A 15863-nucleotide genomic window follows, 5' to 3' on the forward strand; every position below is an offset into this window, starting at 1 on the left:
AGCATTTTTATTATATAGCATTTTACATTAGAAAGTTGATTTTGTTAAATTCATTAAAGCTTTTTTAGCAAATTAATCCATTTCTCGATAACGCAAATCATGGAACTTCTTTCCAGCATATTTTTGAGCTAATTCTGGTGTTTTCCAATATACCGCATCGGTCCATATGCCTGCACCTCCAGCTAATATTAATACAGGTTGACTTTCTTCTGTATGGAGAGCATAAAACTCACCATCGCCAGCGGTTTCATTCCAACCATAGATGTTATAGTACAGCTTATTATCTTTTGGCTTGCTTTCAGGCACTTTAAACTTAGAAATAGTTGCCCAATGCTTGGTTTTAGCCCAATAAGCCTTATCTTGATCATGATCACCGCGATCACGATCTGGGTTCATTTTATGCAGTTCTGTCGTAACTGTACGCCCATCTTCTGTCTCTTCGATAGTATGTTCAGTAAAAGTTACGGTTGCTTTTTCATGATTATCATATGAGTACCAAGTTCCTAGCATCTCTGCAGGTGCATTATCTAAACCTCTATCGCCTGCTATTTTCGTAGTACTAGAGCCATTTGAATTATTATCAGCTGTACCTAAAACCACATCATTAGCTAGTCTTTTAACAATGCCAGCACTATTATGTGTATTTAAATATTTAACCATTTTATCTACTGTAATTGAGCCTAATTCAGTTTGATTATCATAGATAAAAATCTGGTCATCATTTAATGTATAGCATGCTCCACTATTTTGTTTATCAGCACTTACTCCATATACATATCCCTGACCATTAGTGATTTTGGGATAATCGCTTCGATTATGAAAACTAATTTTTAAGCCATTAGTTCTTGCTTCATTTAATACTTTTACCCAAGTTCCATGATATTTATTTGCAGCACACACCGTAATAGCACTTGCAATTTCTTTAGGTGTCAGCTTTGTAGATAACCTGACTCCATCTTCATTTACGATTTTCTTAGAAGAATGTTTTTTGACTACCGCTATTTTCTTTTCTTGATGCTGCGTTTTATGACTCACGGGACTGCACCCTGTCAAAAGTAACAAACTACAACAAGTAATTAACCCAACTTTTATCTTTTTGTTCAACTTTTTTCTCCATCGTTATAATCAAAATATCCATTTTTGATTATACAACAAAAAACCCTCATAGCTTCGAACTATGAGGATTCTTATTAATTAGCTATTTTACCAGTTCATGTAACGTTGACGTTCCCAATCTGAAACTGATTGTGAATACTTAGACCATTCTAATTCTTTAGATTCAATAAAGCTATGAGTTAAGTGATCACCTAAAGCTGACTTGATTAAATCATCATTCTTAAATGCCTTAATTGCGTTGTGAAGAGTAGTTGGCAATGGTTTGATACCATGTTCTGCTCTTTCTTCTTCAGTCATTTCAAAGATGTTTTCTTCAACTGGCTTCATTGGCATCTTTTGTTCCTTAATGCCGTTAAGACCAGCAGTCAAACATGCAGCAAGTAAAAGATATGGGTTAGCAGTTGGGTCAGCTGAACGCATTTCCAAACGAGTGTTAATTTCACCAGCACTAGGAATACGTACAAGTGGTGAACGGTTCTTAGCAGCCCAAGCAATGTATACAGGAGCTTCAAAACCAGGAATCAAACGCTTGTATGAGTTAACAGTTGGGTTACCAATTGCAGTAATTGCACGAGCGTGCTCCAAAATACCATTCAAGAAGTAAAGAGCAGTATCTGAAAGGTGGAATTCACCATTTTCATCGTAGAAGACATTACGCTTACCCTTAAAGAGTGACATATTGTTGTGCATACCGTTACCAGCTTGGCCTTCAACAGGCTTAGCCATAAATGTAGCAAACAAACCATGCTTTCTTGCAATTTGACGAGTAACCATCTTGAAGGTTTGGCATCTATCTGCAGTAGTCAATGCATCATCAAATCTAAAGTCAATTTCTTGTTGACCATCACCTACTTCATGGTGAGCTGCTTCAACTTCAAAGCCCATACCTTCCAAAGTTTCAACGATTTCACGACGACATCTTGCGCCTTCATCATCTGAAGTCATATCAAAGTATGATGCATGATCTGGAACGTCGGTAGTCCAATTACCATCTTTATCTAACTTGAAAAGGTGAAATTCCATTTCAAAACCAATATCAAATGTATCAAAGCCTGCTTCTTTCATTTGACCAATAACACGCTTCAAGTTGTTTCTTGGGTCACCTGCAAAAGGCTTGCCATCAGTTGTATGAACTGAACAAATCAAACGTCCAATCTTACCACCGTGTTCATCACCCCAAGGTAAAACTGTCCAAGTTGAAAAGTCAGGATATAAAACCATGTCACTTTCTTCAAGACGAACAAAGCCATCAATTGAAGAACCATCAAAACGAATATCGTTATTCAAAACTTTGTCTAATTGACTCTTAGGTACTTCAACAGCCTTTTCAGTACCATTAATATCAGTAAAGCAAAGACGTAAAAATCTAACGTCTTTATCTTCAACTTCTTTTCTAATTTCTTCTGCAGTATATTGTTTACTCATAGTTTTATCCACCTATAAAAACAAAAATATTAAATTGATATGGTCCTATGATTTATTTTTATCTCCTAGAACTGACTAATACAATAGCAGACCAATTTATAAATGTCAAATTGGTCTAGTAAAAATTTAAAATTATTTTTGATTAAAGAATGTATCCCTTACAGCATTAATAACAGCTACTTTATCATGCGCATATGTTAAGCCACCTTGCATATAAACCGCATAAGGTGGTCTAACTGGACCATCTGCAGAAAACTCAATAGTTGAGCCTGAAACAAAGTTCCCCGCTGCCATAATAATCTTATCTTCGTAGCCTTCCATTGGAACTGCTTCTGGAGTAACAAAAGAGTCAATTGGAGAATTCTTTTGTACTTCTTGAACGAATTTGATCATTTTGTCAGGATCATTAAAGATAATTGTTTCAATAATGTCGCTACGCTTTTCATCCCATGCGGGAGTGACATTCATTCCCATTTTAGCAAACAAGGCTGCCGCAAAAATCATACCTTTTTCAGCCATACCAGTTACATTAGGTGCTAAGAAAAAGCCCTCATAGAAGTCATGCAAGTTACCAATTGTTGCTCCTTCATCAGTGCAACCTGGAGCGGTAAGTGCAAGACGAGCATTTTCCACTAAATCTTTTTTACCGACAATATAGCCACCCATCTTAGCAAGACCACCACCGGCATTCTTTATTAAAGAACCGGCCATTAAATCTGCGCCATATTCTGTTGCTTCATGCTTTTCAGAAAATTCACCGTAGCAATTATCAATGAAGACAATACTTTGTGGACTAACTTTCTTAACAAAAGCAATCATCTCTTTAATTTGGTCGATAGTAAAAGTCTTACGAGTCGAATAACCACGTGATCTCTGGATCGCTACCACCTTAGGCTGATCTCTACGGAGAATCTTCTCAGCTTCATCATAGTCAACCAAATTATCTTTTAGCGGAACATATGAAAACTTAACGCCTTTTTCAGCCAAAGTGCCACGCTTGTCATCAGTTAAACCAATTACCTTTTGCAAAGTATCATATGGCATCCCCGTCAAATAAGTCAAAGTATCGCCATATTTCAAATTACCATTCAATGCTGTAAACAAAGTATGAGTACCTGAAACAAACTGAGGGCGCACTAATGCATCTTCCGTGTCAAAGACTTGCGCATAAACTCGATCTAACTTATCACGACCAATGTCATCATCACCATAGCCTGTAGCACCGTTTAAATCAACTTCTGCTACGCTATTATCTTGAAATGCTTGCAATACCTTAGCCTGGTTATAAACAATCTGATCCTCAATTTCTGCCAATTTAGGAGCTATTTGTTTATCTACTTCTTTTACTATTTTTTGCAATTCATCTGGTATATTATTCATTCTTCCATGCCTCTACTTTTTCAATAATTTTTGCCTTACAATCAGGATCATTTAATGGATCAAACCAATTAACTGGCAACTGATTTCTAAAGTATGTCAGCTGTCTCTTCGCATACCGCCTAGATGCAGTTTTAAGTTGCTCAACGCACTCGTCTAAAGCTTTTTTGCCTTCAAAATAAGGAAAAAATTCTTTATATGCGATAGCTTGCAATACTTGATGTTCTTTATCCCTATTTTGATAAATAAACTTTGCCTCCTCTAGCATCCCCTTTTGCATCATGCGATCAACGCGCAAATTAATTCGGCGATAAATTTCTTGCCTGTCAGAATTTAAACCAATAATCAGATAATCATATCTAGGTTCAATCTTTTTTTGTTGTTGTGAAAATTTTTCACCTGTACGATCAATCACCGTTAATGCCCGCATCGTTCTGCGCGAATTAGGAACTGGGATTTTCTTAGCAGCTTCTGGATCTTTTTCATTTAAAATATCCCACAACTTTTGCGGTCCATTCTGCTTTAAATAAACTTCCCACTTTTGGGAAGTTCCGCTGTCTTCGTCCTTTTTTTCTCCCAACTGCATTTTATTCAACAGAGCATTAACGTAAAAGCCTGTTCCGCCTGCTAAAATAGGAAATTTACCTTTTTCACTAATATCTGTGATCGCCTTAGTAGCTTCACCAACAAAATCTTTGACAGAATATTCATCAAATACTGATCGTGTATCAACTAAATAATGCTTAACTTCTGCCTGCTCTTCTTTAGTTGCCTTAGCTGTACCGACTTCCACTTCTTGGTAAACTTGCATAGAATCACCAGAGACAATCTCACCATTTAACGTTTTCGCCAAAGAAATTGCCAAATCTGTTTTACCAATGGCAGTTGGCCCTACTATTGCTAGTACTTTTTGCATATCATCATCTTTTCAATTTTATTTTTGATACAAAAAAGCACATTTAGGCTCCTTCAGCTCTAAATGTGTCTTTTTTTATTAATATTTAGACTTTTTAGTTCTACCATCCCAAGTTTCAAAACCACCTTTAAGCCAGTGGATTGAAACAAAGCCCTTCTTCTTTAAGAAACGGGCAGCTCTCAAAGTAATTGTGTTTGAATCTGAGTAAAGATAAACCGGTAAATCACTTCTAAGTTCATTATATTGGTATTTAAGCATTGTATATGGCAAATTGCGGGCACCATCAATATGCTTGCGCTTAAACGGCTCTTTTTCACGCAGATCGATAATTTGTGCCTTGCGCATGCCTGCCTTAAATTCTTCATTAGTCAATTCACCGCCGATAGATTTGGCTTGGATCTTATTCCATCCCCAAATACCTACAAAGACTAAAATAATGGCTAATAAAACTAAATCTAAGATAATTAAAAAACTCGACATAAACCTTAATCTGCCCTTCCATAAAAACTTACAAATATAATGATACCGCTAAACTAATTTACTTGCTATCCTTTTTCTTTTTATCTTCCTCTTTTAGTTCTTCGATTCTATGTTCTCTACGTAAAATCAATTTTGCAATCATATAATCATGTTGATCAATTAAACCGGCTTTATTGATATTATCAAGTTCGAGCGCCATCAATTCAATATCCCAGATTCTTTTACCAACATGAACTAAAATGCCATATTTTTCTAAAAGTTGTTGTACATCGTATAAAGTCTTCATTTAAAAGTTAATAACCATTCCTGTTCTAACAGTCCACACTATATAAACGATCAAAACAGCGCCCGCTAAAGCGCGCCACTTAGGATTATACGTCCGCATTACGCGATCACCTAAAATGATAGCTAACAAGAAGCCAGTTATTAAACCACCAATATGACCCCAAATATCAATACCGGGTACGAAAATATCTAACGCTAAATTAATCAGTGCTAAGACAAAAGCTTGTCTTCCTAAAAAACTAATTATTGGATTATGGAAATTACGCAAGCCAATGGCAACCATAGCCCCAAAAAGTCCGAACAAAGCTGTTGAAGCTCCTGCACTTAAACTTCGATCTGAACTAAAAGTCAAACTAAATAAATTACCACCAACTCCAGCCAATAAATACGTAACTAAAAAGCGCGTATGACCCATAACTGGCTCCATATATTGACCCATGTAATAGATAATGACAGCATTTGATATTAAATGCATGACACCAATATGCAAAAATTGAGCAGTAAATAAACGCCACCATTGATGACCAGCGACTACCGCATAATTATTCATGGCTCCCATTTTCATCAAAACATTGACGCTTTCGGAGCCACCTAAAAAGACTTCAACTAAAAAGACTATTAATAAAACTATTAAAATTCCTAAGGTCACAAATATTTGTGAGAGGTTAATTTTTTGCTTCATTCCAGCCTCCTTAAATTAATTAATGTGTTTCAGTAGTTATCAGCGTCTGAACTGGTATATCAGTGTTTTCAACAGGCCATTCAGCATGTTGGAATTGCATCTGAGAATTCACTAGTGATACAGTCTTAGGATTATATTTTGCTAAAAAGCGATCGTAATAGCCGCCACCAAAACCAAGACGAACGTGAGAATCAAGTGCGAATGCTAATCCAGGCACAATCACCAAGTCCAAATGATTATTAACCATAGCATCTGGGTCAGCGATTTCCTCTACACCAAAACTAGATTTTTTCAATTTACTCATATATGTGTAATGCAAAAAATTTAAAGTATGATCTTGATCATTTTCAGCTTTGGCCAAATATACCTCTTTACCCTCATCCCATAAATGAGCAATTACTTCGGAAGTATCCACCTCTAAAGGTAGAGAAGCAGTTATTCCAATAGTTTGACTATTTTTGATTAAATCAGATTCCATTAACTTTTTAAGTAAAATTGTATCTTCTAATTTTTTATCTTCAGTTTTGGCAAAACGCTTTAATTTATTTATTTGTATTTTTCTTAATTCTGATTTTTTCATTTTTTACCTACAAAAAATAGCAGGCACACAACCTGCTACTTTGATTTATTACTTAGTTTCACGGTGAAGTGTTGCGCGTCTTTCAACTGGGCAATACTTCTTCAAAGATAAACGTTCCGGATGCTTACGCTTGTTCTTCTTAGATAAGTAACTTCTATCGCCACATTCGGTGCATTCTAAAATGATGTTATCTGCCATTTTTTTCACCACCTACACTTTTATTCTGACTGTACTAGAATAGCATTTTTCAAGCAATTTGACCAGTGTTAATTCTTTATTTTGTTGAATGAAGTTTAAAATAATCCTGAATCATTGCTTTAGCGACTTGCAAAGTATACTTCCCTTCCATGTCTGGATCAAGACCTGGGAACACCACAGCTACAGCAAACTTTGGATTTTTAGATGGAGCGTAACCAATGAAAGTAGCGTTAATTAATTCAATATTATGTTTTCTATTAGGGTGTTCAGCATCATAGTAGAAAGTTTGGGCAGTACCAGTTTTACCTGAAACTGATGGTTTAACATCTTTCAAGTAGTGAGCAGTACCCCAACCATTTGTACCATGTACTACACGCCAGAATCCTTTTCTAACTACGTTTAATTCATCTGGAGTCCATGGAATAGACTGTTGAACGTTTGGCTTCTTATTGTAGTTAATATAAATCTTCTTGCCGTCTTTACTTGTCTTCCCAACAGACTGCACAATATATGGCTGCATTCTATAACCACCATTAGCAATTGTAGATACATATTGAGCAAGCTGAATTGGTGTATAAGCATCATAGTTACCATATGCCAAGTCAAGTACTGAACCAGAAAGAATATTTCCTTTAGAATTGAAGGACTTACCTTCAATTCCGGCAACTTCACCAGGAAGGTCAACACCAGTCTTTTGACCAAGACCAAACATTGCAAAGTTTCTTCTTAAAGTATTAAAAGCATTGTCTGGCATATGGATGTAGGTCTTAGGTACATATTTTGCACCAACCCAATTCATTGCTAAGTGCATCATATAAATGTTACTTGAAACTTCTAGCGCTGTTTCGGCATCCAATGAACTGAATGTTCCGACTGGGTAAACAGATTTCTTAACTGGTGAACCTGGAAGATAAATTGGCGTATCGGGCAAAGTGTTGCTAGTAGGAGTAATAACTTTATTAATCAAACCACCAGAAACAGTTGCACCCTTAACTACTGACCCCATAACAAATGACTGATTGATTACACCTAAGGCATTATCGGTAGTCTTGCCTGTATTCGTATTACGGTTAATACCAGCTACCGCTAATAATGCTCCCGTATTTGGATTCATTGCCACGGCGTAGGCACCGTTAGAATAGCGAGCTGCTCCTGCACCAATAGCTGAACCATAAATTCGCTTCAAAGATGCCTGAACTTCCTTTTGATACTTGGCATCAATGGTCAACATTAAGCTGGCACCAGCTTGTCCATCATAAACTGTCTTAGTCTGTTGAATATTACCATTAGACTTAGTAGTTACCTTGCTAGTTGACTTCGTTCCTTTTAATAGCGGTTCATATTCCTTTTCCAAATATGAAGTACCTACTCGATCATTACGAGAATAGCCATTTCTCAAGTAGTACTGCAAGTTATCGCTAGGTAATCCGGATTTTTCAGTAGAAACTGAACCAATAATACTTTGGATAGATGAACCATTTGGATAAGATCTTTGCCAGTCAGTTCCGATACCGACACCTGGCAACTCTGATAGGTGCTCACCCACTTGAGCGATTTCCTTATCAGTTAAGCCCTTATTTTTGATATAAATAGTTGATAAAGTATAGGCACCAGAAATCTTATTAAAGATCAATGCGGCCGTTTTCTGCTTTTCAGTTAACTTAGGATCCATTTTTTCAACATAAGCAATTGCGGCTTGGTAAACCTCGGAATTAGTTTTCTTATTTCCGCTTGCATCTACCTTAGCTGATTTAGGCAATTCAGCTGAAATCTTAGTATTATTATCTTCATCAGCTAAATAATAATCGGCAATCATTTGCTTTGTCGGCTTTTCATCTGTAATCTTAATATAGTTGCTCAACGCATTAGAAATTTGATATATCTGCGTTGTGGTGGTCGAAGCACTCTTAGTATAAGTGATAGCATTAGTAGCCTTATTTCCTACTAATACATGTCCCTTAGCATCATACATAACACCTCGCGGCACCTGATTTGAAACAACTGTCGAATCCGATTGTTGTACTTCTGCTTTAAAACGAGATCCATATACTAGCTGTAAATAAGCCAGTTGTCCGATCAACATCGCAAAAAGCACAAGGATAACCCCTACGATGATTCGCATTCTTATTGGAGTAGAAGACTGTTTGTTTGAACCAGTCCCACTATTTTTTCTAAAATAATCCACGTATATCGTCCCTTACTAAAACTGTATGTATTTTAACAAAAACTGAACGTTAATTCTACGATTGAGAATGGAGCTTAGCTAAATTTTAAGATGAATAATTATTTTACTATCCATAAATTATTTACTGCTAAAAAAAATCTTCTTTTTTTATTAAGTTTTATTTTACCTGGTTTAATTTTCTTCAGCTACTTCTTTTATACCAAAAATGGCGTTTTAACAGTAGACCTGGGGCAACAATATGTTGATTTCCTCGCTTTTTTTAGAAATAACTTGTTTTCTCATCCCCTTCGCTTAATTTATTCCTTTTCAAATGGATTAGGCGGATCGATGTTAGCAACAGATGCTTATTATCTTTTTAGCCCGTTTAATTTACTTTTATTCTTATTTCCAGAAAATTTATTACCGCAAGCTATTTTAATAATTATCGGACTAAAAATCGCTACAAGTGGCCTAACTAGTTATTATTACTGGCAGCAAAAAATAAATATGCCATTCTACGCTTTATCTGCAAGCAGCGCCTATGCATTATCAGGATATGTTATCGCCAACCACTTCAACTTGATGTGGCTAGATTCAGTTATACTTTTGCCTCTTTTAATTAATGAAATCGATCGCACGCTAAAGCAAGAGAAAAGCCATCTAATCTTAATCACATTTTTACTGTGGTTTACCAATTTTTATACCGCATTTATGACATTAGCTTTTGGCTTTCTTTATTTATTGACCCAGATTTTCTTCTTCAATAGAAAAAAGCAATGGTCTATTTTTAAATCATATTTAATAAAAAGTATTTTGGGGTCTTTTTTAGATGCTTTTATGTTATTGCCAGTTTTTATTGAAATGTTGCAAGGAAAGGCAGCATCTTCTGCAAATTGGTCATGGGGATTTCAATTTATCCCATATAATCAAATAACTAAGCTTGCCGATGGTGCTTATAATTTTCATGAAATGCAAGAAGGGATGCCAAATATTTTTATTCCTCTTCCTTTTTTGTTGTTGACTATTCTTTACTTTCTAAATAAAAAAATTAATTGGAAAACTAAATTAGCTAATGGCCTCCTGCTTTTATTTTTAATCGCTTCACTATTTTGGACACCATTAGTCTTACTATGGCACTTAGGTCAATTTCCTGTCTGGTACCCTGGTCGCTTTAGTTTTGTGTTGATTTTTTTAGCTTTAAACTTAGCAATCATCGCATTAAATCAGCAAGAAAAAATCAAACTATGGCAAGTTCTGCCATTAGCTATTGTTGCTTTGGGACTGATTCTTTTTGTCACGTTTAATGATCAATCATTTGATTTCTTAAATGAAAATGCTCAAATTGCCACAGGAGCTTTTTTAGCTTTGGGCTTACTGTTTATCGCTTTTATTTATAATAAAAACAATTATGCAGCAATATTCTTTTATTTAATAATTGAATTGGAATTGGTAATTAATTTGGTCTTATCATTAGGAAATTTGGCCTATCAAAAAAATTACGATTATCAAAATTTTGTAAAAAATACAACGCAAGTTACTAACTATGAAACTAATCATGATCAAAGCTTATATAGAACCGAAAAGAATTTTTATCGTTCCGATGATGATCCATTTAGTGCTAATTATTATGGTTTGAGCAACTTCAATTCCATCTCCAACCAACATGTGCTGTCGCTGTTAAATAATCTAGGTTTTGTTAATAACAGCAATTCTTATACCAATTTTGGCGGTACTCCAATTACTGACGATCTTTTTGGCATTAAATATTACATTCTTCCTAATGAAGAAATCACCCCACTTAAAGAAAAAAAACAAATGAAATATGATAATAAAAATCAAAGAATCGACGTTGGTGATTATCATTTACAAAAACGATTTAACCAATTAATTTTAATGAAAAATAATTATGCACTGCCACTTTTATTTTTATCACCAACTTCTACCAAAAAGATGAAATTCGATCCTAGTAATATCACTAAAAATCAAACTCAATTTTTACAAGCGGCAACTGGCAATACTACTACTCTCTTCCATAATGTAATTTGGCCCGATCCAAAAAAGATTAATGTTTCAAGTTGGGATGGCGGCTGGATGCAATATTCCAAAAAGAGAAAGAATAAATCAGCTCGTCTAATTTTTAACCTTAGGCCTAAAACAAATTCTTCTTATTATCTCGAGTTGCCTGGTGATATTGATGACAACGCTATTGATATGTACGTTAACGGTAGTTTCGTTAACCTTACAGTACGTGATTCAAATACTCGACTGATAAATTTAGGAAGTAGACAAAGTGGCCAACGTATCCAAATTGCTATTACTCTGAAAAAAGACAATTTAGACTTAAATGCAACAAATTTATGGCGTTTAGATACCAAAAAGCTAGCCCAAGAAATGCATTCATTTAAGCAAATTCAACCTCAAATTACTCAACCCTCTGCCTTGGTTATCAAATCCAATCATTTTTCCCTTCATAAAAAAATGACCATGAAATCTACTATCCCAAGTAGTATTAACTGGTTAGTAATTGATAATGGTAAAATTCTTCATAAAAATAAAGTATTATTTGCTAATGCTTTTCTGAGTTTTAACCTCAATCCCGGTAAACATCAGATAACTTTGATTTATATTCCATGGATTCTCATAATCGGCTTATTAATCAGCTTGATTACCTTAGTAATTTACATAAAAATAAACAAAAATATCAGTGTTAGCGTTAACATGGAGAAATAATACTAGACCTATAATATAAAAATGTAATAAAATGAATACGTTATCATATGGATAAATTAATATAGAAAGAAGATTTGAATATGGCTCTTACATACCAAATTGGTGTAGATGCAGGCGGTACTCACTCAACTGCCATTGCATATGACGAAAACGGCAAAGAACTTGGTCGCGCAGAAGGCGGTCCTGGTCAAATTAACGCTGATTACGAAGGCGGAATTAAAAACATCTCAGATACTATTAACGAATTGTTAAACAAGATTGACGGCGACTGTATGCGCGTTTTAGTAGGTATTGCTGGTCTTTCAGTTGTTGGTAACGCACCTGAAGTTGCTGCTACTATTTCATCAAGAATCAACAACTTACCTACCCGTGCTATTACTGACTCACTCTTAGCCCTTTATGCTGGTCTTGAAGGTGATGACGGTGCTCTTGTTATCGCTGGTACTGGTTCAGTATACAACGGCTTACAAAACGGTCACTTAATCGCTGTTGGTGGTTACGGTAACATTTTAGGTGACGAAGGTTCAGGTTATGCTATTGCTCGTTCAGCTATGCAATCTGCACTTCTTAGCTGGGACAAGCGTGAAGATAACGCACTTATTCCAATGTTCACTAAGTTATTCGACGTAGAACACATGGATGAATGTAACGCTAAATTCTACAGAATGTCTAATCCTGAAGTTGCCGGCATGGCAGTTCATGTTGCTAAGCTTGCAGATGAAGGCAGCGATGACGCAATCAAGATCATCCAACATCAAGCTCACTTGTTAGCTCGCGATATTATTATTGGTCTTAATCGTTACGAAGATCCAAAGCCAATGAAGATTGCTTTGACTGGTTCAGTTTTGGCTAACAACGAAATGATGAGAGGACTTATTGAAGACGAAGTTAAGGATAAATACCCTGACGCAATCTTCTCCATCTCAAATGGTGAAAACGCTCGTGCCGTATTATTCGACAAGAGTAAAGATTACCGTTACTTCACTAACCACGAAGATCGTTAATTTAAAACAAAGAAAAAGCTCACAGCTTTTACAAATTGTAGAAGTTGTGGGCTTTTTTGATTATTATGAAATTACAATTCTCATAGTTTTATTCATTGCATTTGCAAGTTTAGAAAGCGTTTTGGTACTCGTACTGTATCCACGTTCAATACGAGCTACTGTACTTTGAGGTACCCCAGCCTTTTCAGCTAGTTCACGTTGCGTTAAGCCCGCATCTTCTCTAGCTTTTAAAAGTGCCACTGAGCTACTAAACTGAGCCATATCTTTTTCAAATGCTTTTTTAAATCCCGGATTTTTCATTTTTTCTTGAATTACATCATCAATACTTTTACTCATAATTTTTCCTTTCATAATATTCATTTCTTATATCATGAGCATGCTTAATTTCTCGAAGAGGCGTCTTTTTGGTCGTTTTTGTAAAACCATGCGTAATTATGTACTTGTCATCATCTACGTGAGAGTACAAACCTCTCATCCGTTTATTAGAGAATCTAGCCCTAAGTTCAAAAATATTTGAATCAATTACTCCTACCCAATGTTGCTGAATAGCGACACTTATACCATTAAGCTCTACTTGCTTAATAAGTGATAACAGTTTTGCCTGTTCCTTAGCTGTCAATGAATTCAAATACTCATAAAATTCATTATGACCGTTTAAACGCTCGTACATTTCAAATTTTAGCTTTTTTCGCGCATTACTCCCTTTCTATGATAGCAAATATACTATCAAATTCATATACATAAGAATCAAAATCTACCTCCAATGTCATTAAGTTAAGACATTGACAAATCTGACAATATTTTTTGAGACATTTATCGAATTACTTTTCTCGGTAAATGTCTTTTTTTTGATAGCACAAATAAGCCATTCTGGGATCAATGTCTTAACTTAATGACATTGGCTTGCAATCTATCAATATATCTTTTAATTCGTCCTCATTTTTCTTGAATAACATCCAGTAAATTGTACGAAGTTGCTTAGTAGAGCCCTGAGCAGCAGGATTTTTAGGCAAAGCATTAAGAAATGCTTTTTTACTTTCAAATAAAATTACATTTTCTCTATTTTTAATTAGTAGTTGCTTATTGTTTACAATTTTTTCAGTTACCACTAACAACTCATTTTGGTAACTTTTATTTGGCCTAGCAAATTGACGATTATATCTAACTTTAGCGTCAATCCACTTTATACTTTCTTTTTGCTTTTCTTTAACCTTATCTATACTACTTAATTGTGATTTTGTACCCATTAAGAAATCTTTATCAATGCTAAAACTATAAGTCATTGCATTACCAATGTAAGTTGATACCATATAACCTTGACCTTGCTTTACGTTCTTAATTAGGCTTTCCATTGAATTAAATTGCCAGCGATTCAACTATATAACTAATTTTATTTTTCAAGCCCAAGTAAGGATAACGATAGTATGGATACTCCTCCTGGCTTTTCTTCATAAAAATTTTCTTAACGATCAAAGAATAATTCAAAACTACTAAAGCCAGTGCCTTATTCCAATTTGAATTTTGAGATAGTACAATTTTACGGCTAAGTGTCTCATAGTTATCATTATCAAACATAAATTGCAATAATAAATTGAACATTTAGGCTGTTTGATAGATTTTATCTAATTCTCTCTCAAAGATTTCATCTGGCGTGTGATATGCCAGGATCTTTCTAGGCAAAGAGTTGCACCAGGTTTCAATATCAATGATTTATTGGAGAGAATAGTTATTGATGCAGTCTCCCTTAGGAATGAATCTGCGGATCAGGCCATTATGTCTTTCAACAGTTCCTTTATCACAAGAAGTATAAGGATGAGCATAATAAATAAGCGTTTTAGAGACTTGTTCCAGATTAGCTAGATCCGCAAACTCTGAACCATTGTCAGTAGTAATCGTCTTGCAGATGTCATTCCAGTGCTCGCTGTATTGTTTTTGAAGCATTTTAAAAGCCTGCATGACACTGGCAGGTGTCTTGTCAGGTATGCGAATAATCAAGAATTCACGGCTCATGCGCTCAGAAAGCGTTAATAGAACCTGATCATCTTTGGTTTTATGCTCTAAAACAAGATCACATTCCCAATGACCAAATTCATTGCCCTGGTCAATCTCTTTAGGCCGCTCTTCGATGCTTCGTCCCAGCTTTTTCTTGTTTTTGCGAATATGATGGAGCTTGGTATTGCGTTTAATTTTTTCAGGCAAATCATAGTTCTTAATTGCAATTAGGCCTTGATCTACATAGTTGTACAAAGTTCTGGTGCAGACTGTTTGATGATGTGAGAATTCACCGATAGCTAAGCTACGATTGGCACAAACGTCAAGTGACCAGCCGTCCTCAAAAAAATGATTAATGACGTAGCTAATAAAGTTTGCTTTCTTCAAGAAGTCCGATTTACGACCACAGTGACGACGATTAATCTGATAAACACTCTGACCATGTTCAGCCTTATAGCGCTGCTGATTGCCATGATAGAGAGAAAAAGTACCACGTTTGACCTCATAGCTAATTGTAGAAGGAGAGCAGCCCAATTCGCGAGCAATCGCTCTAATAGAACAACCATCTTTTAAACGTGTTTGGATAACAACCCGCTCTTCAAATGATAAGTGCTTGCCTTTAACGTGCTGATTCATGGTAAAATGTAAAAAGTCCATTTGTGACCTCCAATAGATGTTTTTGTGGATATTAACATTCTATCAAACAGGTCCAGATGGACTTTTATTTTTATAAAGTGTTCAACTTGATTTTACAATCGGCGTTTTTCTTCCTTATTAAATACATACTTGTTATTTATACACTAATAATGTCCTATCTGTAAAGAAAATCAGAGACTGTAAAATAGTTTGTGTAAGGATGAATGATTCCTTAAATTTATTTCTTTAAACATTAGAAAAAGGAGTTCCTTTCTCGT

General features: G+C 35.3%; 16 protein-coding genes and 1 pseudogene. 2 read left to right on the forward strand and 15 right to left on the reverse strand.

All coding sequences use genetic code 11. The annotated features are described in order from the left end of the window. Nucleotides 1–72: 72 nt before the first annotated feature. From JEM49_RS05435 to JEM49_RS05480, 10 genes are all read right to left on the reverse strand, one after another. The gene (locus tag JEM49_RS05435) at nt 73–1035 is read right to left on the reverse strand and encodes a hypothetical protein (RefSeq protein WP_025005346.1); all 963 of its coding nucleotides are present in this window, start codon (nt 1033–1035) and stop codon (nt 73–75) included. 168 nt (nt 1036–1203) lie between these two features. After that, on the reverse strand, nt 1204–2541 hold the full coding sequence (gene glnA / locus JEM49_RS05440) for a type I glutamate--ammonia ligase (protein WP_201874015.1): 1338 nt from the start codon (nt 2539–2541) through the stop codon (nt 1204–1206). A gap of 132 nt (nt 2542–2673) precedes the next feature. Then, nucleotides 2674–3921, reverse strand: a complete 1248-nt coding sequence (locus tag JEM49_RS05445; RefSeq protein ID WP_201874021.1) for a methionine gamma-lyase family protein — start codon at nt 3919–3921, stop codon at nt 2674–2676. Then, nucleotides 3914–4834, reverse strand: a complete 921-nt coding sequence (gene miaA / locus JEM49_RS05450) for a tRNA (adenosine(37)-N6)-dimethylallyltransferase MiaA (RefSeq protein WP_191335415.1) — start codon at nt 4832–4834, stop codon at nt 3914–3916. The genes JEM49_RS05445 and miaA overlap by 8 nt, the downstream gene beginning before the upstream one ends. A 78-nt stretch (nt 4835–4912) precedes the next feature. Then, nucleotides 4913–5314, reverse strand: coding sequence for a rhodanese-like domain-containing protein (locus tag JEM49_RS05455; RefSeq protein WP_025005342.1), 402 nt, complete (start codon nt 5312–5314; stop codon nt 4913–4915). A 58-nt stretch (nt 5315–5372) separates the two neighbouring features. Further along, complete coding sequence (locus tag JEM49_RS05460; RefSeq protein ID WP_087176486.1) at nt 5373–5600, reverse strand: YqgQ family protein; 228 nt, start codon at nt 5598–5600, stop codon at nt 5373–5375. Continuing rightward, nucleotides 5601–6281 (reverse strand): rhomboid family intramembrane serine protease, encoded by a 681-nt coding sequence (locus JEM49_RS05465; RefSeq protein ID WP_201874022.1) that lies wholly within the window; start codon nt 6279–6281, stop codon nt 5601–5603. It lies immediately after the preceding gene. Nucleotides 6282–6300: 19 nt separating this feature from the next. Beyond that, on the reverse strand, nt 6301–6861 hold the full coding sequence (locus tag JEM49_RS05470; RefSeq protein WP_087176484.1) for a 5-formyltetrahydrofolate cyclo-ligase: 561 nt from the start codon (nt 6859–6861) through the stop codon (nt 6301–6303). A 48-nt stretch (nt 6862–6909) separates the two neighbouring features. Continuing rightward, the gene (rpmG, locus tag JEM49_RS05475; protein ID WP_003548272.1) at nt 6910–7059 is read right to left on the reverse strand and encodes a 50S ribosomal protein L33; all 150 of its coding nucleotides are present in this window, start codon (nt 7057–7059) and stop codon (nt 6910–6912) included. A 76-nt stretch (nt 7060–7135) separates the two neighbouring features. After that, nucleotides 7136–9244, reverse strand: coding sequence for a penicillin-binding transpeptidase domain-containing protein (locus tag JEM49_RS05480; RefSeq protein WP_201874023.1), 2109 nt, complete (start codon nt 9242–9244; stop codon nt 7136–7138). Between the two features lie 90 nt (nt 9245–9334). On the opposite strand from JEM49_RS05480, the gene JEM49_RS05485 reads away from it, so the two are divergent. Further along, a complete protein-coding gene (locus tag JEM49_RS05485; RefSeq protein ID WP_201874025.1) occupies nt 9335–11953 on the forward strand; it encodes a YfhO family protein in 2619 nt (872 codons plus the stop codon). Between the two features lie 80 nt (nt 11954–12033). Further along, a complete protein-coding gene (locus JEM49_RS05490) occupies nt 12034–12957 on the forward strand; it encodes an N-acetylglucosamine kinase (RefSeq protein ID WP_025005337.1) in 924 nt (307 codons plus the stop codon). A 63-nt stretch (nt 12958–13020) separates the two neighbouring features. Here the strand turns inward: JEM49_RS05490 and JEM49_RS05495 are convergent, their stop codons facing one another. From JEM49_RS05495 to JEM49_RS05515, 5 genes and pseudogenes are all read right to left on the reverse strand, one after another. Then, nucleotides 13021–13293, reverse strand: a complete 273-nt coding sequence (locus tag JEM49_RS05495) for a helix-turn-helix domain-containing protein (RefSeq protein WP_025005336.1) — start codon at nt 13291–13293, stop codon at nt 13021–13023. Next, nucleotides 13286–13627 carry a type II toxin-antitoxin system RelE/ParE family toxin gene (locus JEM49_RS05500; RefSeq protein ID WP_201874027.1) on the reverse strand — a complete coding sequence of 114 codons (342 nt, stop codon included), beginning with the start codon at nt 13625–13627 and terminating at the stop codon, nt 13286–13288. Before JEM49_RS05500 ends, JEM49_RS05495 begins: the two co-directional genes overlap by 8 nt. A 214-nt stretch (nt 13628–13841) precedes the next feature. Further along, nucleotides 13842–14309 carry a hypothetical protein gene (locus JEM49_RS05505; protein ID WP_201874029.1) on the reverse strand — a complete coding sequence of 156 codons (468 nt, stop codon included), beginning with the start codon at nt 14307–14309 and terminating at the stop codon, nt 13842–13844. A 4-nt stretch (nt 14310–14313) separates the two neighbouring features. After that, a complete protein-coding gene (locus JEM49_RS05510; protein WP_201874031.1) occupies nt 14314–14556 on the reverse strand; it encodes a hypothetical protein in 243 nt (80 codons plus the stop codon). Then, a pseudogene (locus tag JEM49_RS05515) lies at nt 14557–15606 on the reverse strand (IS30 family transposase). Nucleotides 15607–15863: the final 257 nt, after the last annotated feature.

The sequence above is a fragment of the Lactobacillus sp. A27 genome (assembly GCF_016742815.1).
GTDB lineage: Bacteria > Bacillota > Bacilli > Lactobacillales > Lactobacillaceae > Lactobacillus > Lactobacillus gallinarum.